This is a genomic window from Pseudokineococcus basanitobsidens, from assembly GCF_037482545.1.
GTDB lineage: Bacteria > Actinomycetota > Actinomycetes > Actinomycetales > Quadrisphaeraceae > Pseudokineococcus > Pseudokineococcus basanitobsidens.
The window spans coordinates 44,439-67,882 of record NZ_JBBIAA010000014.1 but is presented as its reverse complement, the minus strand read 5'-3'; the positions used below and the strand labels follow the sequence as shown (position 1 = coordinate 67,882).

Annotated in this window: 15 protein-coding genes; 12 read left to right on the top strand and 3 right to left on the bottom strand. The window is 75.4% G+C overall.

The genetic code is table 11. The features are described from left to right. Nucleotides 1–155: 155 nt before the first annotated feature. Nucleotides 156–1,082 (top strand): EamA family transporter, encoded by a 927-nt coding sequence (locus tag WDZ17_RS11940; protein WP_339575384.1) that lies wholly within the window; start codon nt 156–158, stop codon nt 1,080–1,082. 69 nt (nt 1,083–1,151) lie between these two features. Here the strand turns inward: WDZ17_RS11940 and murQ are convergent, their stop codons facing one another. Further along, the gene (gene murQ / locus WDZ17_RS11935) at nt 1,152–2,090 is read right to left on the bottom strand and encodes an N-acetylmuramic acid 6-phosphate etherase (protein ID WP_339575383.1); all 939 of its coding nucleotides are present in this window, start codon (nt 2,088–2,090) and stop codon (nt 1,152–1,154) included. A 194-nt stretch (nt 2,091–2,284) separates the two neighbouring features. Between murQ and WDZ17_RS11930 the strand changes: the two genes are divergently transcribed. Together WDZ17_RS11930 and WDZ17_RS11925 are read left to right on the top strand one after the other, a co-directional pair. Further along, entirely contained in the window at nt 2,285–3,691 is a 1,407-nt protein-coding gene (locus WDZ17_RS11930; RefSeq protein WP_339575382.1) for an FAD-binding oxidoreductase, read from the top strand. Between the two features lie 203 nt (nt 3,692–3,894). Continuing rightward, nucleotides 3,895–6,651: an alpha-amylase family glycosyl hydrolase gene (locus WDZ17_RS11925; RefSeq protein ID WP_339575381.1), complete on the top strand. Its 2,757-nt coding sequence runs from the start codon at nt 3,895–3,897 to the stop codon at nt 6,649–6,651. Nucleotides 6,652–6,882: 231 nt separating this feature from the next. Here the strand turns inward: WDZ17_RS11925 and WDZ17_RS11920 are convergent, their stop codons facing one another. Further along, entirely contained in the window at nt 6,883–9,144 is a 2,262-nt protein-coding gene (locus WDZ17_RS11920) for an HNH endonuclease signature motif containing protein (RefSeq protein WP_339575380.1), read from the bottom strand. Nucleotides 9,145–9,421: 277 nt separating this feature from the next. Here WDZ17_RS11920 and WDZ17_RS11915 point away from each other — a divergent pair, with 277 nt between their 5' ends. Further along, entirely contained in the window at nt 9,422–10,501 is a 1,080-nt protein-coding gene (locus tag WDZ17_RS11915) for a glycoside hydrolase family 26 protein (protein ID WP_339575392.1), read from the top strand. A 12-nt stretch (nt 10,502–10,513) separates the two neighbouring features. On the opposite strand, the gene WDZ17_RS11910 is transcribed toward WDZ17_RS11915, so the two are convergent. Continuing rightward, nucleotides 10,514–11,755: an ROK family transcriptional regulator gene (locus WDZ17_RS11910; protein ID WP_339575379.1), complete on the bottom strand. Its 1,242-nt coding sequence runs from the start codon at nt 11,753–11,755 to the stop codon at nt 10,514–10,516. 65 nt (nt 11,756–11,820) lie between these two features. Between WDZ17_RS11910 and WDZ17_RS11905 the strand changes: the two genes are divergently transcribed. From WDZ17_RS11905 to WDZ17_RS11870, 8 genes are all read left to right on the top strand, one after another. Continuing rightward, nucleotides 11,821–12,681, top strand: coding sequence for a LacI family DNA-binding transcriptional regulator (locus WDZ17_RS11905; RefSeq protein ID WP_339575378.1), 861 nt, complete (start codon nt 11,821–11,823; stop codon nt 12,679–12,681). A gap of 202 nt (nt 12,682–12,883) precedes the next feature. Then, entirely contained in the window at nt 12,884–14,185 is a 1,302-nt protein-coding gene (locus tag WDZ17_RS11900; RefSeq protein ID WP_339575377.1) for an ABC transporter substrate-binding protein, read from the top strand. A 189-nt stretch (nt 14,186–14,374) separates the two neighbouring features. Further along, a complete protein-coding gene (locus WDZ17_RS11895) occupies nt 14,375–15,313 on the top strand; it encodes a carbohydrate ABC transporter permease (RefSeq protein ID WP_339575376.1) in 939 nt (312 codons plus the stop codon). Next, nucleotides 15,310–16,230 (top strand): carbohydrate ABC transporter permease, encoded by a 921-nt coding sequence (locus WDZ17_RS11890; protein WP_339575375.1) that lies wholly within the window; start codon nt 15,310–15,312, stop codon nt 16,228–16,230. Before WDZ17_RS11895 ends, WDZ17_RS11890 begins: the two co-directional genes overlap by 4 nt. Further along, nucleotides 16,227–18,716: a glycoside hydrolase family 2 protein gene (locus WDZ17_RS11885; RefSeq protein WP_339575374.1), complete on the top strand. Its 2,490-nt coding sequence runs from the start codon at nt 16,227–16,229 to the stop codon at nt 18,714–18,716. Before WDZ17_RS11890 ends, WDZ17_RS11885 begins: the two co-directional genes overlap by 4 nt. Before the next feature lie 38 nt (nt 18,717–18,754). Continuing rightward, on the top strand, nt 18,755–19,705 hold the full coding sequence (locus WDZ17_RS11880; RefSeq protein WP_339575373.1) for an ROK family protein: 951 nt from the start codon (nt 18,755–18,757) through the stop codon (nt 19,703–19,705). A gap of 51 nt (nt 19,706–19,756) precedes the next feature. Continuing rightward, entirely contained in the window at nt 19,757–22,408 is a 2,652-nt protein-coding gene (locus tag WDZ17_RS11875) for a carbohydrate binding domain-containing protein (RefSeq protein ID WP_339575372.1), read from the top strand. A gap of 63 nt (nt 22,409–22,471) precedes the next feature. Beyond that, nucleotides 22,472–23,425 (top strand): putative RNA methyltransferase, encoded by a 954-nt coding sequence (locus tag WDZ17_RS11870; RefSeq protein WP_339575371.1) that lies wholly within the window; start codon nt 22,472–22,474, stop codon nt 23,423–23,425. The last annotated feature ends 19 nt before the right edge of the window (nt 23,426–23,444 follow it).

Genomic DNA, 23,444 nt, shown 5'->3' with positions numbered 1-23,444 from the left:
CCCCCCCCCCCCCGCCGCGACGGGACGCCGCTCGACGCCGGTGCGCTCGAGCGCCTCGCCGAGGACGACCGCCCCCCGGACGACACGGGGGACTAGCCCCCTCCACCCGGACGGCGCCGCCGACCGGCCCCGACCTCGACGACGAGGAGCCCACCATGCTCTCCCGCACCAGCTGGATCCCCTACGCCGGCCTCCTGGTCCTGTTCTGGGGCGTCTGGGGCGCCTTCTCCGCCACGCCGACGGACCTCTACGGCTACCCCGACGAGATGATCTACGTCATCTGGTCGCTCACGATGCTCGTGCCCGCCGCCGTGGTGCTGCGCGGCGCGAGGTGGGACCGACGGGGGGTGGCGACGGCGTGGGGCCTGACGGCCGGCCTCACCGGCGCCGGGGGCCAGCTCCTGCTCTTCCGCGCGCTCTCGGACGGTCCCGCGTACCTCATCTTCCCGCTCGTCGCGCTGTCCCCGGCGGTCACGGTGCTCCTCGCCGTCGGCCTGCTGCGCGAGCGGCTGGCGCGCCTCGCGGTCGTCGGCCTCGTCCTCGCGCTCGTCGCCGTCGTGCTCTTCAGCGTGTCCGGCGGCGGCGGGGTCGACACCGGCGTGTGGCTGCCGCTCGCGCTCGTCGTCACGGTCGCCTGGGGCGTGCAGGCCTTCGCCATGCGCAAGGCCGGGCTGAACGGCGTCAACGACGCGACGACGTTCGGGTGGATGACGATCTCCGGCCTCGTCCTGGTCCCGCTGGCGTTCTGGTCGATGGGCGGCTTCCCGGGCAGCTACGTGTGGCAGGCGCCGGTGCTGACCGCCGGCACGCAGCTCCTCAACGCCGTCGGGGCGCTCTTCCTCGTCATGGCGCTCACCCGGGGCCGCGCCTCGGTGGTCTCGCCGGTGACCAACGCACTGGCGCCGGTGCTGACGGTCGTCCTCTCGCTCGTCGTGTTCCAGACCCTGCCGAGCCCCTACGGCGCCGTCGGCATCGTCCTCGCCCTCGTGGGCTCCACCCTCATGGTCTACAGCGACGAGAAGAGCGGCGAGAGCGCGGTGACCGAGGGCGCGAGCCGCCCCGTCGCCGAGCGGAGCGGCTGAGGTCGGCCCGTCCGCCGGGCAGGTCGGCGACGAGGTACGCCGCGGTGCCCGAACAGAGGCCGACGACGATCACACGCGCTCGTCACCCTCCCCGCGCTCCCGCCGCGCGCGCTCGACCGCCGCTCGCACACCCCCGCCACCGGCGAGCAGCGCGCGGGCCCGGTCGGCGTCGACACCCGCCAGCAGGACGACCACCGCGGTGCCCGCGTGGCCGTCCGCCGCCTCCACCGCCCGCTCGACGTCGGCGGCGTCCGCGCCGGTGGCCTCGGTGACGATGCGCCGCACCCGCCCGCGGAGCTTCTCGTTGGACGCACGGACGTCGGTCATCAGCGGCCCGAAGGTCCGCCCGCGGCGGACCATGACCGCCGTCGAGAGCTGGTTGAGCACGAGCTTCTGCGCCGTCCCGGCCTTGAGACGGGTGGAGCCCGCGACGACCTCGGGGCCCGTGACGACCTCGACCGCGACGTCGACCCGGCCGCTCAGCTGCGCGCCGGGGTTGCTGCTGACGCCCACGGTGCCCGCCCCGACCGCCCGGGCGGCGTCGACGGCGCCGAGCACGTAGGGCGTGCGGCCGGAGGCGGTGATGCCGACGACGACGTCGTCCGGCCCGACGCCGTGCGCGTGCACGTCGGCGGCGCCCGCGGCGGCGTCGTCCTCGGCGCCGGGGCTCTCCTCGACGAGCGCGCGGGAGCCGCCGGCGACGACCGCGACGACGAGGCCCGGGGGCGTGCCGAACGTGGGCACCACCTCGGAGGCGTCGACGGCGGCGAGCCGGCCGGGGGTCCCGGCGCCGACGTACAGCAGCCTCCCGCCGCGGCCCATCCGCTCGACCACGAGGTCGACCGCCGCGGCGACCGCGTCCCCCGCCGCCGCGACCGCCGCGGGCACCTCGGCGTCCGCCGCGGCGAGGACGGCGACCACCTCGCGCGCGCTGCGGGTGTCGAGGTCGGCGAGGTCGGTGCGCGCCCTCTCGGTGACGAGGCGGCCGGTGGCGCCGGCGGCGTCCATGGGCCCCACGGGCTGGGTAGCAGGCGGCTGGGTACCAGGCGGCGGGGTCTCGGGGGGCGAGGTCACGGGTCCTCCGGTCGGGACGAGGGGTCGACGGTCCGACTAGACCATAGGTCTGGCACGATCGTCGACGGTCGGGGCGGACCATGGGACGTCGTCCCGCAGCGGGCGAGGACGAGCGGGAGGGCGGGGCGATGACGCAGCGCGCGGACGGCGACGACGGGGCCGAGCCGGTTCTCACGTCGGTGGGGACGTCGGGGTGGGCCGGGGAGCCGGCGGTCCGCACCGACCGGGCCTCGCGCGAGGCGGTGGCGACCGACTGGTCGGGCCACCGGCCGGCGGGCCTGCCCGACGGCGTCGTGCGGGCGCGGAGCACCGAGGACGTCGTCGCGGTGCTGCGAGCGGCGAGCGCCACCCGGACGCCGGTCGTCACCCGCGGCGCGGGCACCGGTCTCGCGGGCGGGGCGTCGGCGACGACGGGCGAGGTCGTCCTCGACGTCTCCGGGATGGACCGCGTGCTGGACCTGCGCCCCGACGACCAGGTCGCCGTCGTCCAGCCCGGGGTCCTCGTCGCCGACCTCGACGCCGCCGCGGCCGTGCACGGGCTCATGTACGCCCCCGACCCGGCGAGCGCGGCCATCGCCAGCGTCGGCGGCAGCATCGCGACGAACGCCGGCGGGCTGCGGTGCGCCCGGTACGGCGCGACGCGCGAGGCCGTGCTGGGGCTGCAGGTCGTGCTCGCCGACGGCCGGGTGCTCCGGACGGGCCGCGCGACGACGAAGGGCGTCGCCGGCTACGACCTCACCGCGCTGCTCGTCGGCTCGGAGGGGACGCTCGGCGTCGTCGTGGAGGCGACCGTGCGCCTGCGTCCGCGCCCGCGGCGGCAGGCGACGACGACGGCCTTCTTCCCCGACGTCGCCTCCGCCGCGCGGGCCTCGACCGCCATCACGCGCGCGGGGGTGGAGCCCGCCGTCCTGGAGCTGGTCGACGCCGCGACCCTCGAGGCCGTCGACGCGGCCCGTGGCACCGACCTGCGGGCGGGCGGGGCGGCGATGCTCCTCGTCCAGACCGACGGCGACGGGGCCGAGGTCGCGGCCCGTGCCGTCCTGGCCGCCGTCGAGCCGTGGGCGACGTCGTCGGAGACGACGACCGACGCCGAGCGGTCGGCCGAGCTCATGACCGCGCGACGTGAGGCGCTGCCCTCGCTGCAACGGCTCGGCCAGGCCGTCATCGAGGACGTCGTCGTGCCCCGCTCGCGGCTCGCCGACGCCGTCACGGGCGTCGAGGAGATCTCCCGCGCGACGGGGGTGCGGATCGCCGTCTTCGCCCACGCCGGGGACGGCAACCTGCACCCCGTCCTCGTCGTGCCGGAGGGCGAGGACGTCCTGTCCGGGGCGCCGTGGGACGCGGCGTGCCGGGTGTTCGCGCTGGCGCAGCGCCTTGGCGGGACGCTGACCGGCGAGCACGGCGTCGGGGTCCTCAAGCGCGCGTGGCTGCGAGCCGAGCTCGGCGACGTCGCCATGGACGTCTCCGCCGCGGTCAAGGCCGCGCTCGACCCGCTGGGGATCCTCAACCCGGGCAAGGCCGTCGTCGACGGGTGAGCCGATCGCGTCGTCTGGCGCTCTCTAGCGGCACGGGCAGAGAGGGTGAGACGACGCCATCGAGGCCGGGTGCCGGGGCGCGCGGGTCCGACGCCCGTGACCTGTGCTCGCGGGTGCCGGGTGCCCTACGCTCCGCCCGTCACTCACCGTCGAGGAGGCTCGCCGTGCGTCGTCCGTCCGCTGCCACGTCCGCTGCAGGAGCGGTGGCCGTCGCGGCTGCGCTGCTGCTCCCCCTGACTGCGGGTCCCGCTGGTGCCGCTCCCGCCTCGCCACGGGAGCTGCGCGCCCAGCAGGCCCAGCAGCGCGCCGAGGACCGCGCGCTGGCGCGGGGCTCGCTGCGCGAGGACCTCACGCGGGAGCGCTTCTACTTCGTCATGGCCGACCGGTTCGAGAACGGCGACCCGACGAACGACGACGGCGGGTACGGCGGCGACCGGCTGGTCAGCGGGCTGGACCCGACCGCCAAGGGCTTCTACCACGGGGGCGACCTGGCGGGGATCCGTCAGCGCCTCGACTACATCGAGAGCCTCGGCACGACGGCGATCTGGCTCACGCCGTCCTTCCTCAACCGGCCGGTGCAGGGGAGCGGCGAGAACGTCTCCGCCGGCTACCACGGGTACTGGATCACCGACTTCACGCGGATCGACCCGCACCTGGGCACGAACGAGGAGCTGGAGGACCTGATCGCCGACGCGCACGCGCGGGGGATGAAGGTCTTCTTCGACATCATCACGAACCACACCGCGGACGTCATCTCCTACGCCGAGGGCACGCAGACCTACATCACCAAGGAGGCCGAGCCCTACCGCGACGCCGCCGGCGAGGCCTTCGACGACCGCGCCTACGCGGGCACGGACGACTTCCCCGCGCTGGACCCGGCGACGTCCTTCCCGTACACGCCGGTCTTCCCGCGTCCCGGCGACGCCGAGGTCAAGGTCCCGGCCTGGCTGAACGACCCGACGATGTACCACAACCGCGGCGACGCGCGGTTCGACGGCGGGGAGTCCGACCAGTACGGCGACTTCTCCGGGCTCGACGACCTCTTCACCGAGCGGCCCGAGGTCGTCCAGGGCATGGAGGACATCTACTCCACCTGGGTGGACCTCGGCATCGACGGCTTCCGCATCGACACGGTCAAGCACGTCGGCGACGAGTTCTGGCAGGACTTCGCCCCGACGATCGAGCAGCACGCCGCCGACGTCGGCAACGACGACTTCTTCTCCTTCGGGGAGGTCTACGACTCGGACCCGGCGTTCCTGTCGCACTACACGACCGAGGCGGGGCTCCAGGCGACGCTCGACTTCGGCTTCCAGGCGCGCGCGCAGTCCTTCGCCAGCGGCGGGGCGACGCAGCAGCTCGCGGACCTGTTCGCGGCCGACGACCTCTACACCGACGACGACAGCAACGCGTACTCGCTGCCGACGTTCCTCGGCAACCACGACATGGGCCGCATCGGCATGTTCCTGCAGGACGCGGGAGCCGAGGGCGACGATCTCCTGGCGCGCGACCGGCTCGCGCACGCGCTGATGTACCTCACCCGCGGCCAGCCGGTCGTCTACTACGGCGACGAGCAGGGCTTCACCGGAGACGGCGGCGACCAGGACGCGCGGCAGGACATGTTCGCCTCGCAGGTGGCCACCTACAACGACGACGTCCTCGTCGGCAGCGACGCGACCACGGCGGAGGAGAACTTCGACGAGACCTCGCCGATGTACCGGGAGATCGCCGAGCTGTCGGCGCTGCGCGCGGCGAACCCGACCCTGGCCGACGGCGCGCTGGTCCAGCGGTACGCCGAGGACGAGGCCGGGGTCTACGCCTTCAGCCGGATCTCCGACGACGACGACGTCGAGTACCTCGTCGCGACGAACAACAGCGAGCAGGCGCGCACCGTCGCCCTCGACACCTTCACGACCCGCACGCGCTACGACGGCCTGTGGCCCGCCGGCACGGCGGACGTCTTCTCCGACCACGACGGCACGGCGCGCGTCACCGTGCCCCCGCTGTCCGCGGTCGTGTGGAGGGCGACGAAGGCGATGCGCCCGGCCCGGTCCGCGCCCACGCCGGTCTTCACGACGGGCGCCGAGGTCAGCGGCCGCGCCGAGGTGTCGGTCGACGTCCCCGGCGACGGCTTCGACCAGGTGACCTTCGCCGTCCGGCCCGCCGGCTCGGGCGAGGACTGGCAGGTCCTCGGGACCGACGACAACGCCCCGTACCGCGTCTTCCACGACGTCCGCGGCCTGGACGAGGGCACGGCGCTGGAGTACCGCGCCGTCGTGCGGGACCACTCGGGCAACGTGGCGGGCGCGAGCACGCGCGCCGTGGTCGCCCCCGAGCCGGGGCCCGGCGTCGGCGGCGAGCCGACCTCGGTCGCCGTCGCAGGGAGCCTGAACAGCGAGATCGGGTGCCCCGGCGACTGGCAGCCCGACTGCGACGCGGCGCAGATGACGTACGACGCGGACGCCGGCACCTGGTCGCTGACCGTGGCGCCGCCGGCGGGCTCGTACGAGTACAAGGTCGCGGTCGACCGGTCCTGGGACGAGAACTACGGCGCCGGCGGCGTCCGGGACGGCGCGAACATCGCCCTGACGACGGCCGGCGGGGCGGTCACCTTCACCTACGACACCGCGACGCACCTCGTGACGGCGGTCGAGGAGAGCGTCGAGCAGCCGGACGCCGTCGCGATCGCCGGCGACCTCGACTCCGAGATCGGGTGCCCCGGGGACTGGCAGCCGGACTGCGACGCCGCGCAGATGACCTACGACGAGGCCTCGGGCCGCTGGGTGCTCGCCGTCGACCTGCCCGCGGGCAGCTACGCCTACAAGGTCGCCGTCGACCGGTCGTGGGCGGAGAACTACGGCGCCGGTGGCGTGCCGGACGGCCCGAACATCACGCTCGACCACCCCGGCGGGCCCGTCACCTTCACCTACGACCACGCGACGCACCGGGTCGTCGTCGGCTGACGGCGACGGTGGGCACCCCGCTCCGGCGCTGACGCGCGGGTGCCCGGCGGCGTCCGCGACCTGTGTGCCGATCGTCCGGGCGTCGCAGACGTCGCGGGCGCCGAGCGCGACGCGCTCCGGGTCATACCCGTGTCGCGGTGCCTCCCACCGGTCACGGCGTGCGGTCGGGCTTCCGGGGCCGCGGTCGGCCGGTGACCTCCGCGAGGGCCGTGCACAGGACCGGGGGCCGTCTCAGAAGGGCGGTGGAGGGGCGTCGTCGCTCCAGGAGCTACGGGGGCGGGAGGGGTGCGCGGCCGGCCGCCGGTGCTCCTGCGCCGGTGCGGCGCGGCGGCGGGCGGGCTCGGTGGCGCCGCGTGTGCGGACGACGTCGTCGTCGGCGCCGTCGTCCGTGGGGTAGCTGACGGCGTCGTCGCCGGCCACCTCCGAGGTGGGCCGGGCCTCGTCGGGGCGCGGGACGTCGCCGGGACGCGTGGGCAGGAGGGGGTGGGGTCGCGTGGTGGTGCTCCGTCCGGTGGGGCTGGTCCACGTGAGGCTCGTGTCGGCGGGGTTGTCGGTCCGGTGCTCGACCCGCCAGCCGAACCGGTGCTTGGCGAGGTGGTGCCGCCGGCACAGGGGGTGCAGGTTGCAGGGGCAGGTGGGCCCGCCGCCGGCGTAGGACCGGAGGTGGTCGAGGTCGCAGCGGGTGGCGGGGACGCGGCAGCCCGGGAAGGCGCAGCGGGGCTCGCGGTCGCGGACATGGCGCGCGGTCGCGGTGGACGGGGTGTACGGGCCGCCGCCGGCGGCGGTGACGGGGCAGTCGTCGCGGCCGCCGGTAGGCCGGCGCGCCGCGGTGGCCCTCGGTGGGTCGGTCGGCGGGGGCGGTGCCGCTGGGGTGCCCGGCTGCGCCAGGGGGGTGCCCGGCGGAGCCACGGGGTTGCCCGGCGGAGCCACGGTGGTGCCCGGCGGTGCCCCTGGGCTGCCCGGCGGTGCGGCCGGCTGGTCCGGGGCTCCCGGCACCACCGGGGCGAGCGGTCGACGCCGCCCTCCGGACGCTGCTGCACGGGCACGGTCGGTGCCCGAGCGGGCGCTCCCGCTCGTGGTCCCGGTGCTCGTGGTCTCGGTGCTCGTGGTCCCGGTGCTCGTGGTCGGGGTGCTCGTGGCGTCGAGGAGCTCCGTGTGCGTCGGGAGGGTGCCCGGGCGGGTGCGGCCGGCCGCCGTCGTCGTGCCCGGTGCGTCGAGGTGGTCCAGGAGCGCCGGGAGGGCGACGGTCTCGACGGCTGTCGTCCCCGGGGTGCCGGTGGGCCGGGTGAGGTGCCCGTCGAGCGCGACCAGCTGGCCCGTGACCGGGTCGGTGAAGGCGCGCCGGTAGGGGTGGTGGCGGAGGCGGGCGGCGAGCTGGGTGGCGGGCACGGGGCCGACGCCGGCGAGGTGGGCGGGCTCGTGGTCGAGGCCGAGGAGGCTGGTCATCGCGACGACCACCTGGGGGCCGTGGCAGCGACCCGGGTGCGCCCCGTGGGCGGGCCGCGCGACGTCGCCGGTCCCCGTGCGGTCGACGGCGGCCCCGGCGGCTGGTGCCGCGAGGAGGTCGACGAGGGCGTCGAAACGACGGGCGTCCGCCCCGCGGCGGTCCGGCAGCGCCGCGTCGGGGGTGGCCGCGGCGGTCAGCACGTCGAGGCCGGCGGCGGCGGCCGCGTGGGGGTCGACGTGCCCGTGCGGTCCGCCGCGGTCCCGGGAGACGGCCGTGAGGACGTCGAAGCAGGCGGCGAGGTCCAGCGCGGGTCCGGTGGCGGTCAGCTGGGCCATGCCGTGCGGGAGCGGCGCCAGGTGGACGGCGCGGGCGCAGGTGTCGGCCCGCGTGCGCGTGCTCAGCTGGTGGGGGTCGGCCAGGGCGCTCAGGTGCGCGAGGCGGGCGCGTAGCTCGGCCGGGGTGGACCGGGTGAGGTCCTCGGCGGTGAGGTGGGCGTCGACCCAGCGGGCGGCGGGCGCGTCGAGGTCGCTCGTGCCGGCGGCGACGACCCGGGCGTGGGCCTCGGTGGTGATCCCCTGCTCGAGCGCGGCCAGGGTGGTCGGCAGGTCGGTGGTCAGGGCGAGGGCGTCGTCGACGAGGCGCGCGGCGGCGGAGGTCGCCATGCGCAGCGCGGTGGCGACCTCGGCGGTGGTGGCCTCGACGGGGTCGCCGGTGGCGTAGGCCCGGGCCAGACGGGCGCGGACCCGGCGGCGGCTCCGGGCTGCGTCGGTGGACGCCCGGCCCCGCCGGGCGGCGACCCCTCCGCCCGGGGCGCTCGGGTCGGTCACCGCACCGGGTCCAGGTCCCGTGGCGCTGCCGGCGAGCGGGGCGGTGGGCCCGCCGGGGGCGGACATCTGCTCGACGAGGTCGGCGACCGTCGTCAGGGTCGCGGCGTAGGAGCGGGCCCGCACGGCCTGCTGGTCCACCAGCGCCCCGACGAGGGCGGCCGCGCGTCGTCGCGCCACCGGCACGCCACCGGAGGCGTCGCCCGCCGCGTCGTCGTCCACCGGACACCCCCTCGTCGCAAATCGAACACCAGTTCGAACAGGGGCGACGCTACTCCCACCCACCGACAGCGACCTCCGTCGCCGTGCGCCCGGTGGACGGCGAGGCCGTCGGTGGTCGCGGTGGACGGCCGACCCGCCCGACGTTGGAGGCCGCGCGACGTCGACGCGGGAGCGGCTCGTCCTCGTCGCTTACATAAGCGAACGATGAAAGCCTTGACCGCGCCCCCGTCGGCGGGGAGGCTGGCGTCACCCACGAGCGAGGACAGGGGTGGTGACGATGCGACGGAGCATCGCGAGGAGGACTCGACGGCAGGGGCGCCAGGGCCTCGGACCCGCGGCCGTGGCCGGTCGCGGCGGCCGTGCCGGTCAGGCGGCGCTGGCCGGTCTGGTCCTGGCGGCCGCGTCCGTCGTCGCCCCGATGGGCGGCGCGCCCGCGGCGCAGGCCTTCGCGCCCGGGTCGCGGGGGGAGGTGCTGCAGTACCTGCGCTCCATCTCCGGCACGAGCATCGTGTCGGGCCAGCACAACAAGGAGCCCGCCAGCGACCCCGGCCGGTACACCGCCCAGGTGAAGGGCGTCACCGGTCAGTACCCGGGGTTGTGGGGCGGGGACCTCATGTTCACGGCCACGGACGCCGGGGACCGCCAGCGCGTGGTCGACCAGGCGAGGACGGAGTGGGCCAACGGGTCGCTGGTCACGCTGGCCTGGCACGCGTGCCCGCCCACGGGACCGAGCACCTGTGCCTTCGAGGGTGGCGTCAAGAGCCGGATCAGCGACGCCGACTACCTGCAGGTCGTCACGGGCGGCACCCGGCTCAACCAGGTCTGGCGTCAGCGGATGGCCGAGGTCGTGCCGTACCTGCAGCAGCTGCGGGACGCCGGCGTGCCCGTGCTCTTCCGGCCGTTCCACGAGATGAACGAGTCCTGGAACTGGTGGGGCGGCCGCCCCGGCGCCAACGGGAGCTCGAAGATCTACCAGCAGATGAAGGACTACTTCGACTCGCGCGGGCTGACCAACCTCATCTGGGTCTGGAACGTCCAGGACAACCCCGACGGCGACTGGGCCGCGTACTACCCCGGTGACTCCTACGTCGACGTCGCCTCGCTCGACGTCTGGTACAAGTCGCAGCCCAGCCCGGCCGACCAGAGCCGGATGCTGGCGATCGCCGGGGACAAGCCCGTCGCCGTCGCCGAGACGGGGAAGGTGCCGAGCCGGCAGGTGCTGGAGTCCCAGACCCGGTGGGCGTACTTCATGGTGTGGTCGGAGCAGCTGCGGGGCCAGAACACCGACGCGGAGATCCAGGCCGCCTACTTCCACCCGCGCGTCCTCAACCAGGGCGAGGTAGGGCTGCCCGACTGACCCGCCGTCCCGTCACGGGCCGGCGAGGTACCCGCTGGTGAAGGAGAGCGCCGGCCCGTGCCCGGGGGACAGGGCGCCCTGCAGCGTCAGCGCCGCCGCCCCGACGGCGGCGGCGTCCCGCGGGTGGGTGGACAGCGACACCGCCGTCTCGTGCGTGCGCCGCGCGAAGCCCCGCTGCTCGAGGGTTCCACGGACCTCTCGTGCGTAGATGGACCCGGCGGTGGCCAGGGCGGGCCCGGAGAGCACGACCTCGTCGAGGTCGAAGAGCGTGCAGAAGGTCAGGGTCGCGGACGCGACGAGGCGTGCCGCCCGGGTGATGACCTCCTCGGCCGGTCCGTGCCCCGCCACGGCGGCGCGGGAGAGCAGCTCGTAGACCTCCGGCGGGGTCCGACCGGGGTCCTCGAGACCGAGGCCGGCGAAGTCCTGCGGGGAGCGCCTCGCCTCCTCGACCACGGCTGCGGGGGAGGCCAGCCGCTCGAGGCACCCCGTGCCCCCGCAGAAGCACGGGGGGCCGTCGCGGTCGACGCTGATGTGCCCGAGCTCCGCGGCGTTCGAGCTCGCGCCGCGGTAGAGGGCGCCGTCGACGACGACGCCCGCCCCGATCCCCGCGCCGATGTACACGCAGCCGAAGGCGGTGTACCGGGAGACGCCGCGCCCCCAGAACTCCCCGAGGGCAGCGGCGTTCGCGTCGTTGTCCACGAGCACGGGCAGCTCGACCCGTCGCTCGAGCTCCTCGCGCAGGCCGAACCCGCTCCACCGCGTCAGGGTGGGCGCGCCGACGAGGCCGTCGGCGGCGATGGGCCCCGGCACCACGACGGCGACGCCGCCGATGCTGCGCCGCGGGATCTCGGCCGTGGCGACGAAACGGCGGAACACCTCCGCCATCCAGGCGACCACCGCGGCCGGCTCGTCGTCACCGGCCCCGCCGTGACGCTCGCGGGCGACGACCCCACCGCTCGTGTCGGTGGCCACGACCGTCATCGACTCCGCCCCCAGCTGGATGCCGAGGCCGTACCGGGCGCTGCGGTTCATGTCCAGCAGGCGGCGGGGCTTGCCGCCGCTCGACGGCGCGGAGCCGACCTCGACGACGACGTCGTCGTCGAGCAGCTTGCGCACGATCATGGAGACGGCGGCCTGCGTGAGGCCGGTCGCCTGCGTCAGCTCGACCCGGCTGATGGGACCTGCCGACCGCACGAGGTCGACGATGAGGGCCCGGCTCCCGGGGGTGTCGGGAGCGAGCGCGCGCCTGGCCACCTCGCCCCCTCGTCACCGTCCCTACGCTGCGGGGCGACCCTAGACCGCGTCGAAGGGGGCCTGCCGTGCCCGTGCCCGAGCTGCTCGCCCCGATCGGACTGGCGCTGGTCCGGGACGCGGAGATCATGGGCGCCGAGCCCTACTTCCACGAGCTCGTGACCGGTATCGAGCGCGTCACGCTGCCGCGCGGCCGCTCCCTGCTCCTGCGGGTGCTCCCCACGGTCGAGGCGGAGGTCGCCGCGTACCGGGGCTGGGCGCGGACGGGCCGCGTCGGCGCCGTGGTCGTCGTGGACGTGCGCGAGGGCGACAGCCGTCCCGCGCTCGTGCGGGAGCTCGGCCTGCCGGCCGTCGTCGTCGGGCCACCCGTCGGGGACGACGTCACCACGGTCTGGACCGACGACGACGAGGCCGTGCGCGCGGCCGTCGCGCACCTGCTCGACCGCGGGCACCGGCGCCTGCTGCACGTCGGCGGACCCGCCGACATGCTCCACTCGCGCGTGCGCCGCGAGGGCTTCGAGGGCGCCTGCCGTGACGCGGGGGCGGCCGGGGCCACCGCGGTCGGCGACTACTCGCGGGCGTCGGGCGCGGTCGCCGTGTCGGAGGCCCTCTCCCGGTCCGGGCGTCCGACGGCCGTCGTCGTGGACAGCGACCTCATGGCGCTGGGCGCGCTCGACGCGGCCGCCTCCGCAGGGCTCCGGGTCCCCGAGGAGCTCGCCGTCCTGGCCTGGGACGACTCGGCCCAGTGCCAGCTCTCGGTGCCGCCGCTGTCGGCGGTGTCGCGGGACGTCCAGGCCGTCGGCGAGCAGGTGGGGCGCGCGGTGCTCGACGTCCTCGCCGGGGCGCCGCCGCGGCAGCACCACGCCGCCCCCGCCGTCGTCGTCGCCCGGGAGAGCACGGCCGCCGACGTCACCGGGGTTGTGACTTAAGTAAGTGAACTAAGTTCTTGACAGGCGGGGAACCCCGCCCGAGACTCGTGCTGCGCGGCCGACGAGGGCCCTCGCCCCGCCCCTCGGGGCCGGCCGCGTGCGGACCACCCCGCGGGCGCCGGACGAGGACGACCGGTCCCCGACCCGCAGAGCAGCAGCACCGCGTCGACACGGCCGTCGGCGTCGTCTCCCAGGAGGACCCATGACACCGCACCACCTGCGCGGCGCCGCCGTGCTCGCCGTCGTCTCGTCGCTCGCGCTGTCCGGGTGCGGCGGGGACGACACCGCCAGCGGCACCGGCGGACCGTCCGGCGACATCACCGTCCTGACCAACCGCACCGACCTCGTCGACACCACGTTCCAGGACTACGTGGAGCGGTTCCAGGAGCAGTACCCCGACGTGGACGTCGAGTTCGAGGCCCTGACGGACTACGAGGGGGACACCCGCATCCGTCTCAACTCCCGCGACTACGGCGACGTCCTGCTCATCCCCTCCTCCAACGTCTCCCCCGACCAGTACCCCGACTTCTTCGAGCCGCTGGGCACCACCGACGAGCTCGGGGACACCTACCGCTTCGTCGGGGACGGGAGCTACGACGGCACGGTCTACGGGCTCTCGACCTTCGGCTCGGCCATGGGCTACGTGTTCAACCGCGACGTCTTCGAGGCCGCGGGCGTCACCGAGCCGCCGGCGGGCGAGGAGGAGTACCTCGACGCGCTCCAGCAGGTGAAGGACCGGACGGACGCCATCCCCTACTACACGAACTACGCCGACGGGTGGCCGCTGGACACCCTCGCCGGCAACCTCGGCAACCAGCAGGGGCCCGACGTCGTCCCCGAGATGACGAGCGACCCGGCCCCCTGGACGGAGGGCAACGACATCTACGCCATGGACGGGCTGCTGTACGACACCGTCGCCCGCGGGCTGAGCGAGCCCGACCCCACGACGACCAACTGGGAGGAGTCGAAGAACCTCCTCGCGACCGGCCAGGTCGGCTCCATGGTGCTGGGCTCGTGGGCCATCACCCAGATGCAGGACGCCGCGGAGGCGGCCGGCGAGGAGCGGGACGTCATCGGCTTCTGGCCCATGCCGTGGCAGACCGACGGCGCGTTCCGCTCGGTGACCGCCACCGACAAGCTGCTCGCGATCAGCCGGTACTCCGAGAACAAGGAGGCCGCCCGCGCGTGGGTCGACTGGTTCGAGACCGAGTCCGGCTACGCGGAGAGCCAGGGCGCGATCAGCCCGCTGCAGGACTCGCAGGTGCCGGACACGCTGAAGGACTTCTCCGACCTCGGGGTCGAGTACGTCGAGCTGGACCCGCGGCCGGCGGGCGAGGAGAGCCTCGTCAACGACATCGCCAACGACGCGGAGATCACCCTCTTCGGCCACGAGTACCGCCAGGAGCTGGTCGACGCCGCCCGCGGCGCCGCCGACGGGGACAAGCAGTCCATCTTCGACGACCTCAACCGCCGCTGGGGCCAGGCGGTCACCGCCGTCCGGTGAGCCGCGGGTGGGGGGGGAGAGACCAAGACCCCAACCCCACCCCCCCCCCCCCCCTCCCCCCCCCCCCCCCCCCCCCCACCACCCGCCCGCCCCGCTGCGCACCCCCCGCACCACCGCTCCACCCCCACCCTCTCGGCCCGCGACCCCTCCGGGGGACGCCCGGGAGCCCCACCTGCGGAAGGAGGCGCCATGGCCGTCGCCGAAGGCGTCCGGACCGACGCCGTCACCCGTCCCGAGCCGCGGCCACGGCGTCGGCGGGGCTCGGTCCGCGGGTCCCGCGCGACGCCCTGGCTGTTCCTGCTCGTCCCGCTGGCCCTGCTCGTGCTCTTCACCTACGTGCCGGTCACGAGCATGTTCTGGTACAGCGTCACCGAGTGGGACGGGCTGGACCCCGACAAGCAGTTCGTCGGTCTCGCCAACTACGTCGAGATCTTCACGAGGCCGGAGTACTTCCGCGTCTTCGCCGTCAGCCTGTACTACCTGGTCGGCGCCGCCGTCCAGCTCGGGCTGGCGCTGCTCCTGGCCACCCTGCTCAGCTTCCGGACCCGCTTCCGCAACGTCTTCAAGGGGATCATCTTCTTCCCCTACCTCATCAACGGCGTGGCGATCGGCCTCATGTTCCTGTACTTCTTCCGGCCGGGGGGGACGCTGGACGGCGTGCTCGGCGTGCTCGGCGTCGACGAGCCGCCCCAGTGGCTGGGCAACCCGTCCGTCGTCAACGTCTCCCTGGCCGCGACCTCGGTGTGGCGGTACATGGGGCTCAACTTCGTGCTCTTCCTCGGCGCCATCGCCTCGGTGCCCTCGGAGCAGTACGAGGCCGCCGACATCGACGGGGCCAGCTCCTGGCAGAAGTTCCGCTACATCGTCCTGCCGAGCATCCGGCGCATCCTCGGCCTGTCGTTGCTGCTCGCGATCTCCGGCGCCCTCTCGACGTTCGAGATGCCGTACATCATGACCGGCGGCGCGAACGGCTCGGAGACCTTCGTGATCCAGACGGTGGACACCGCCTTCCGGTTCGCCCGCGTCGGGCTCGCGTCGGCGATGGCGGTCGTCCTCCTCGTCGTCGTCCTGCTCGTGGCCCTGGTGCAGCGCCGGTTCTTCCCCGACGAGGAGGCGACCACCCGATGAGCACCACCGCTCCCGCAGGGCCCTCCGGGGCCGGGACCACGACGGGTCTGCTCCACGACGGGCCGCCGCTGCGGCGGCGTCCCCCGCGGCCGGTGCTCGAGGGCCTCGCCACGGTGCTCAAGTACCTCGTCCTCGTCGGCGCCTGCCTCGCGGCCCTCCTGCCGATCGTCACGATCTTCACGCTCGCCTTCAAGACGAACGACGAGTACCGGAGCACGGGGCCGCTGGACCTGCCCGGCAGCTTCCTGAACCTGGACAACTTCGTCACCGCCTTCACCCGGGGCGACATGGTCGTCGGCTTCCTCAACACCGCGATCATCCTGGCGGTGTCCATCACCGGGACGGTCCTCATCGGCACGATGACGGCCTACGCGGTGGACCGCTTCCGCTTCCGCGGCCGGCGGCTCGTGACGGCGCTCTTCCTGCTGGCGACCCTGGTCCCCGCCGTGACGACCCAGGTCGCGACCTTCCAGGTCGTCGAGGCGCTGGGCCTGTTCAACACCCGGTGGTCGGCCATCGCGCTGTTCACCGGGACCGACATCGTCGCGATCTACATCTTCCTGCAGTTCATGCAGTCCATCCCGGTGGCCCTGGACGAGGCGGCGATGCTCGACGGCGCCAACCGCTTCACCGTCTACCGGCGGATCGTGCTGCCGCTCCTGCGGCCCGCCATCGCGACCGTCGTCATCATCAAGGGCATCGCGGTCTACAACGAGTTCTACATCCCCTTCCTGTACATGCCGTCGCGGGACCTGGGGGTCATCTCGACCTCCCTCTTCCGGTTCACCGGCCCCTTCGGCTCGCAGTGGGAGGTGATCGCGGCCGGGACGATCCTCGTGATCTGCCCGACCCTGGTCGCCTTCCTGCTCCTGCAGAAGTTCATCTACAACGGCCTCACGTCTGGAGCGACCAAGTGACCACGACCCCCACCCGCACCGCCGCCTCCGCACTGACCGTGCACGAGCTGCCGGCGGTGTGGCAGCTGCGGGCCGTGGGCGGCCCGGTGCCCGCCCACCTGGAGGGCCTGACCATCCCGGCCGCGGTGCCGGGGCTCGTCCACACGGCGCTGCTGGACGCAGACCTGGTCCCCGACCCGTTCCTCGACCGGAACGAGCACGCGGTCGCCTGGGTCGGGGAGTGCGCGTGGGAGTACTCGACGTCCTTCGACTGGGAGCCGGACGACCACGAGCGTCACGACCTGGTCTTCGAGGGTCTCGACACGGTCGCCACCGTGCAGCTGAACGGCGAGGTCGTCGCCGCCACGCGCAACCAGCACCGCACCTACCGGGTCGACGTCGGCGACGTGCTGCGGCCCGGGGCCAACCGGCTGGTCGTCACCTTCGCGTCGCCGATCCGCGAGGCCGACCGCGCGAGCCTGGAGATCGGCTACCGCCCCCACACCTACGTCCACCCCTTCAACGCCCTCCGCAAGGCCGCGTGCAACTTCGGGTGGGACTGGGGGCTCGAGGCGGCCTCGTCGGGCATCTGGCGCCCCGTGCGGGTCGAGGGCTGGAGCCGGGCCCGGGCGTCCGCCGTCCGCCCCGTCGTGGGGGTCCGCGGCGCGGACGGCACCGTCGCGGTGCACGTGGACGTCGAGCGCTCGGCCGCGGGCGTCGGGGTGGAGCTCGAGGTCGTCGCGACCGTGCGCGGCGTCGAGGGGACGGCGGCCGTGCCGGCCGGTGCGTCGTCCGCCGTGGTGGAGCTGGTCGTGCCCGACGTCGAGCTCTGGTGGCCCCGGGGCCGCGGCGACCAGCCGCTGCACGACCTCGCCGTCGCCCTGCGCGCCGAGGACGCCCTGCTGGCCGAGCGCCACCAGCGCATCGGGTTCCGCACCGTCGAGGTGCGGATGGACCCCGACGAGGAGGGCACCGGCTTCCAGTTCCTCGTCAACGGCGAGCCGCTGTGGGTTCGGGGGGCGAACTGGATCCCCGACGACGCCTTCGTCACCCGGGTGACGCGCGACCGGCTCGCCGCCCGCCTGGACCAGGCCGCGACCGCCAACATCAACCTCCTGCGCATCTGGGGCGGCGGCTACTTCGAGTCCGACGACTTCTACGACCTCTGCGACGAGCGCGGCTTCCTCGTCTGGCAGGACTTCCTCTTCGCCTGCGCCAGCTACGCCGAGGAGGAGCCGCTGTGGTCGGAGGTGGAGGCGGAGGCCCGCGACAACGTGACGCGGCTCATGCCCCACCCCAGCCTCGCGCTGTGGAACGGCAACAACGAGAACGTGTGGGGCCACGACGAGTGGGGCTGGGAGAAGCGGCTGCAGGGTCGCACCTGGGGGCTGGGCTACTACCTCGACCTGCTGCCCCGCGTCGTCGCGGAGCTCGACCCCGTGCGCGCCTACACCCCGGCCAGCCCGTGGTCGGGGAGCCCGGACCTGCCCGCCAACGACCCCGACCACGGCTCGGTCCACCTGTGGGAGCACTGGAACCGGGTCGACTACCCCACCTACCGCGACGTGCACGCCCGCTTCGTCGCGGAGTTCGGCTGGCAGGGCCCGGCGACGTGGTCCACGACCACGCGTGCCATCAGCGACGCGCCGCTGACCCCCGAGTCGCCGGGGATGGCCCACCACCAGAAGGCGCAGGACGGCAACGACAAGCTGACCGACGGGCTCGTCGCCCACCTGCCGCTGCCCGACGACGTCGAGGACTGGCACTGGGCGATGTCGCTCAACCAGGCGCTCGCGGTGACGGTCGGCATCGAGCACATGCGCTCGGAGTCGCCCCGCTGCAGCGGGTCCGTCGTGTGGCAGCTCAACGACTGCTGGCCGGTGACGTCGTGGGCGGCCGTGGACGGCGACGGCCGCGCCAAGCCGTTGCTGTACGCCCTCAAGCACGTCTACGAGGACGCCCTGCTGACGGTCCAGCCGCGCGGGGACGGGCTGGCGGCGGTCGCCGTCAACGACGCGCCCGCCCCGTGGCGGGGGCAGGCGCGTGCCCGGCGCGTCCGCTTCGACGGCACCGTGCTCGCCGAGCACGCCTGGGAGGCGGACGTCCAGCCCCGCGACGCCTCGACGACCGCGCTGCCGCCCGACGTCACCCGGCCGGACGACCCGCGGGAGGAGCTGGTGGTGGTGGACTCCTGCGGCCGTCGCGCCTTCTGGTTCTTCGCCGAGCACCGGGACTCGGCGCTGGCCGCGGCCGACCTCGAGGCCGTCGCCGAGCGCACGGCGGAGGGGTACCGGGTCGTCGTCACGGCCCGCGGGCTGGTCCGCGACCTCGCCCTGCTCGTCGACAAGGTCGACCCGGAGGCCGTGGTCGACGACATGCTCGTGACCCTCCTGCCGGGCGAGCAGGCCACCTTCGAGGTGCGCTCGCGGCTGGACGTCGACCCGGCGCGGCTCGTCGACCCCCGCGTGCTGCGCACCTCCAACCAGCTGGTCGCCGACTGGGGCTGAGCCCCGCCGACGGCCTCGAGGACCCCGCCGAGGAGACCATGGACACCACCGCAGGACTGGTGCTCGCCGTCGACGTCGGCGGCACGAAGCTGGAGACCGCCCTGGTCGACGCCGGCGGCCGGCTCGTGACGGGCAGCCGTCACCGCCGGCCCACGGGGCCGACGAGGTCCCCGGCCGAGGTCACCCAGGCGCTCGGCGACGCCGTGCGCTCGTCGCTCGCGGCGGCGGACCGCCCGGTGCTCGCGGCGGGCGTCGGCTCGGCGGGTCCCCTCGACGGCGCGGGCGGGACGGTCTCCCCGTTGAACCTGCCGCTGCTCGCCGGCTACCCGCTGCGCGAGGTGGTCGAGCGGGCCTCGGGGCTGCCCGCCGTGGTCCGGCTCGACGGCACGTGCATCGCGCTGGCCGAGCACTGGCTCGGGGCGACCAGGGGCGCCCGGACGTCGATGGGCGTCGTCGTCTCGACCGGGATCGGCGGCGGGGTCGTCGTGGACGACCGCCTCGTCACCGGCCGCTCCGGCAACGCCGGCCACATCGGCCAGGTGCACGTGGCGGTCGAGCCGGGGGAGGAGGGCCACGGCACCACGCTCGAGGCCGCGGCGTCAGGTCCCTCGACGGTCCGCTGGGCCCGCCGGCGCGGCTGGACCGGGCGCAGCGGCGAGGACCTCGCCGCGGCGCTCCGGGCGGGCGACCCCGTCGCCGACGAGGCGACCCGACGGTCGGCACGCCTGGTGGGCCAGGCCGTGGCGGGGGTGGCGACCCTCCTGGAGCTGGAGTCCGTCGCGGTCGGCGGCGGCTTCGTCGCCGTGCGGCACGACTACGTCGACCTCGTGCGGGCCTCCGTGCGCGAGCACGCCGTCCACGAGTACGCGCGGCGCGTCGAGGTCGGCGTCTCGGCGCTGCGCGGCGAGGGCCCCCTCCTGGGCGCTGCCGCGCTGCGTCACCGCGCCGACCTCCTCGGCGCGCCGCCCGCGCGACCGCTGCCCGTCTGAGCCCGACCCGCGCCCCACCCACCACCCGACCTCACCGACGAGGGAGACGACATGTCCCGCAGGAACCGACACCGGACGGCGGTGCTCGCGGCGAGCACCGCCCTGGCGCTGGCGCTCACGGGCGCCGCCGCGACGCAGGTCTCGGCCGCCCCGGCCCCGACGTCCGCCGCCGCCGCGCCGGGGCTCGACGCGCCGGTCGGCCCGTCGAGGAACACGTCCTTCGTCACCCGCGAGGGCGGGACGCTCCGTCTCGACGGCGAGCCCTTCCGCTTCTCCGGGCCGAACATCTACTGGCTCGGCCTCGACGAGAACGTCGGTGGCGTCGCCTACCCGACGCGCTTCCGGATCCGGGACGCCCTCGACACCGCGGCGGCCACGGGCGCGACCGTCGTCCGCTCGCACATGCTCGCCTCCACCGGCGACCCGCTCACGCTGCGGCCCGAGGCGGGCACGTGGAACGACGAGGCCTTCGCCACCATCGACTACGCCATGGCCTACGCCGGGGAGCTCGGCATCCGCCTCGTGCTGCCCCTGACGGACGAGTGGGAGTACTACCACGGGGGGCACCGGGACTTCACCGACCCCCTCGGGCTGCCGGGCGAGGCCTTCTACTCCGACCCCCGGGCGGTCTCCGCCTTCGACGAGTACGTCACGCGCGTGCTCACCCACGTCAACCCGTACACGGGCCTGGCCTACGCCGAGGACCCGACCGTGCTCGCCTTCGAGCTGGGCAACGAGCTCCGCGGGATGACGCCCGGGTGGATCGAGGGGCGGGCGGCGCTGCTGCGTGACCTCGCCCCGCGGCACCTCGTCGCGGCCGGCACCCGCTTCGGCATCGACCCGGACACCCTGGCGTCGAGCGTCGACGTCGTCGACGTCCACTACTACCCGCCGACGGCGCAGGCGGTCCTGCGGGACGCGGCCGAGGTCACGGCGTCGGGCAAGGTCTACGTCGCGGGCGAGTACGCGTCCACGGCGATCAGCGACGAGCTGCTCGACCCGCTCGTCGACGAGCCGACGGTGAGCGGGATGCTGTTCTGGTCCCTGTTCCCGCACGGCGACCGCAGCGGGTTCGTGCCGCACGACGACGGCTTCACGCTCCACGTCCCCGGTGACGACGCCCGCATGCGGCTGCGCGTCGACACGCTCGAGGACTTCAGCCGTGAGCTGCAGGACGGCCGCGCCCCGGCGCCCGAGCCGCTCGAGCCCCCGCTCGTCACCGAGGTCTTGCGGCGCGCCGGTGTGCCCCAGGTCACCTGGCGCGGCACGGCGGGCGCCGCGGCCTACCACGTCGAGAGGGCCGCGGGCCCGCGCAGCGGCTGGGTCCGGCTGACCGACCGGGCCGTGCCCGCCTCCGACGAGCCGTGGCTCGACCTGACGGAGCAGCGGGCCGACGCGGCGAGCACGCTCTACCGCGTGGTCCCCGTGGGGCGGGACGGGGTCGAGGGGCCCGCCTCCGACCCGGTGCGGGCCGGTGGCGGCGACGCCGTCCTCGTCGACCCGCTCGAGGACTGGGGCCTGACGTCGTCGCACTCCGACGGCCTCGCGACCTCCCCCGCCGGCGACGAGAGCGCGGTCGTCGCCCGCGCCGGCGACGGGCAGGTCACGTGGGAGCGGCCGGGCACCACCGGCCTGGAGCTCCTCGTCGCCGCCCGCGGCCGCCCGACCGGGCCCAGCGGGACCCTGCGGGTCGAGGTGCCCGACGGGGACGGCACCTGGGTCCCGGTCGACACCTCGCTGACCCGGGACGGACGTGACCGCTGGTGGGTCCGCACGGGAGAGCTGCCCGAGGTGGGGCGGGTGCGGGTCGTCTGGGGCGAGGTCCACGGTCGCGGCCCGGCGGCGCGACCCGTCTCGCTCGTCCGTGCCGTCGTCCGCACGCGGGCGGAGGTCGTCGCCGGGGCGCCGGGCGCCTTCGCGCAGGTCGCCCCCGCGGACGGGGCCGCCGAGGTCGGCACGTCACCGGCCCTGCGCTGGGAGGAGGCCCGGGACGCGGCCTACTACCGCGTCGTCCTCGAGCCCGTGGACGGCGACGGAGGTCCTCCCGTCACGGCCACCGGTCTGCCGGGGACGTCCTGGACGCCTCCTGCCGGGCTGGAGCCCGGTACGACGTACCGCTGGTCGGTGACCGCGGTGAACGGCGCGGGCAGCACCGTGGCCACGGGGGGCGGCGCCGGCTTCACGACGCGGTCGCTGCCCACGGCACCCGTCGTCGTCGAGGACTTCTCCGGGCTCGACGACGACGCGGCGGCCCGGGCCGCCGTCACGGTGAACCCCGGCGGCGACCCGGTCGTCGTGTCCCTCGCCCGCGGAGGTCGTCGTGACCCGGCTGCGGCCGACGACCGCGCCCTCGCCCTGCAGGTGCAGCCCGGGAGCGCCGGCTACGCGGGCGTCTCCCGCGACCTGCCGGAGCCGCAGGACTGGTGGGGTCAGCGCGGTCTGCAGCTGTGGGTCGACCCGGAGGACGCCTCGCCGGTCACCGTGCAGCTCGTCGCGGGAGGCGGCTACTGGGAGGCCGTCGTCACCCCGGACGGCACGGGGCCGCAGGTCCTGCAGGTGCCCTTCACCGACCTGGCGCCGCCGTCCTGGGCCTCCGGGGGCGGGGAGCTCGAGCTCGGGTCGGTGACGCAGGTCTCCTTCTACCTCGCCGGGACGTCCACGCCGCGTACGACGGTCGTCGACTCGGTCACCACGTACCTGTGACCCCCCGCACGTCGAGGACGGAGGGCGCCGTCCGTCCACGCGGTGCGCCCTAGGCTCGGCCGGGTGGACGAGGCTCCAGCCGCGGGGCCGCCCGGGGCCCCGCGGCTCGCCTCCTTCCCCGCCGCGGTCCTGCACGCCCTGCGCTGCCCGGTCTGCGGCGGCCCGCTCGGGGCCACCGCCGGCGGCCTGCGCTGCGGGCACGGCCACACCTTCGACCGCGCCCGCCAGGGGCACGTCTCGCTGCGCCGCGGAGGTCCGACGCCGCGCAGCGCGGACACGGCGGCGATGGTGGCCGCCCGCGCCGAGCTGCTCGGCAGCGGCGTCTACGCGCCGGTGCGGGACGCCCTCGCCGCCGCGGTCGTGGACGCCGTCGACGCCGCCCGCCCGGCGGGCCCCGGGGCCGGGTCGGGCGGCGCCGGGGACGACCGGGAGACGCTCGTCGCCGACCTCGCCGGCGGTACGGGCTGGTACCTCGGCGGCGTGCTCGACCGGCTGCCGGACGCCCTCGGCGTCTGCGTCGAGCTGTCGACCCCGGCCCTGCGCCGGGCCGCCCGCGCCCACCCCCGCGCCGTGGCGGTCGGGGCCGACCTGCGCGAGCGGTGGCCCCTGGCCGACGGCTCGGTCGCCGTCGTCACGAGCGTCTTCGGCCCCCGGGACGCCGCCGAGACCGCCCGGGTCCTGGCGATCGGCGGCGCGCTCGTCGTCGTGACGCCGCGCCCGGAGCACCTCGGCGAGCTGGTGGACGCCCTCGGCATGGTCGCCGTCGACGCCGCCAAGGACGAGCGCCTCGCCCGGTCGCTGCCCGGCTTCACGCGCACGACCGCCCACGACGTCACCGAGCACGTCCTCCTCGACCGGCGCCTCGCCCGCGCGGCGGCGGCCATGGGCCCGAGCGCCCATCACACCTCCGAGGCGGAGCTCGACGCGCGGGTCGCCCGCCTCGCGGGCACGACGACGGTCACGCTCGCCGTGACCGTCAGCACCTGGAGCCCGCCGGGCACGACGCCGCGGGCATGATCCTGCGGGCGGGGCCGGC

Excerpts from the sequence above, each read along its gene's own strand:
- WDZ17_RS11940 (WP_339575384.1), top strand. The coding sequence starts at position 156 with ATGCTCTCCCGCACCAGCTGGATCCCCTACGCCGGCCTCCTGGTCCTG.
- murQ (WP_339575383.1), bottom strand. The coding sequence starts at position 2,090 with ATGGACGCCGCCGGCGCCACCGGCCGCCTCGTCACCGAGAGGGCGCGC.
- WDZ17_RS11930 (WP_339575382.1), top strand. The coding sequence starts at position 2,285 with ATGACGCAGCGCGCGGACGGCGACGACGGGGCCGAGCCGGTTCTCACG.
- WDZ17_RS11915 (WP_339575392.1), top strand. The coding sequence starts at position 9,422 with ATGCGACGGAGCATCGCGAGGAGGACTCGACGGCAGGGGCGCCAGGGC.
- WDZ17_RS11900 (WP_339575377.1), top strand. The coding sequence starts at position 12,884 with ATGACACCGCACCACCTGCGCGGCGCCGCCGTGCTCGCCGTCGTCTCG.
- WDZ17_RS11895 (WP_339575376.1), top strand. The coding sequence starts at position 14,375 with ATGGCCGTCGCCGAAGGCGTCCGGACCGACGCCGTCACCCGTCCCGAG.
- WDZ17_RS11890 (WP_339575375.1), top strand. The coding sequence starts at position 15,310 with ATGAGCACCACCGCTCCCGCAGGGCCCTCCGGGGCCGGGACCACGACG.
- WDZ17_RS11880 (WP_339575373.1), top strand. The coding sequence starts at position 18,755 with ATGGACACCACCGCAGGACTGGTGCTCGCCGTCGACGTCGGCGGCACG.
- WDZ17_RS11875 (WP_339575372.1), top strand. The coding sequence starts at position 19,757 with ATGTCCCGCAGGAACCGACACCGGACGGCGGTGCTCGCGGCGAGCACC.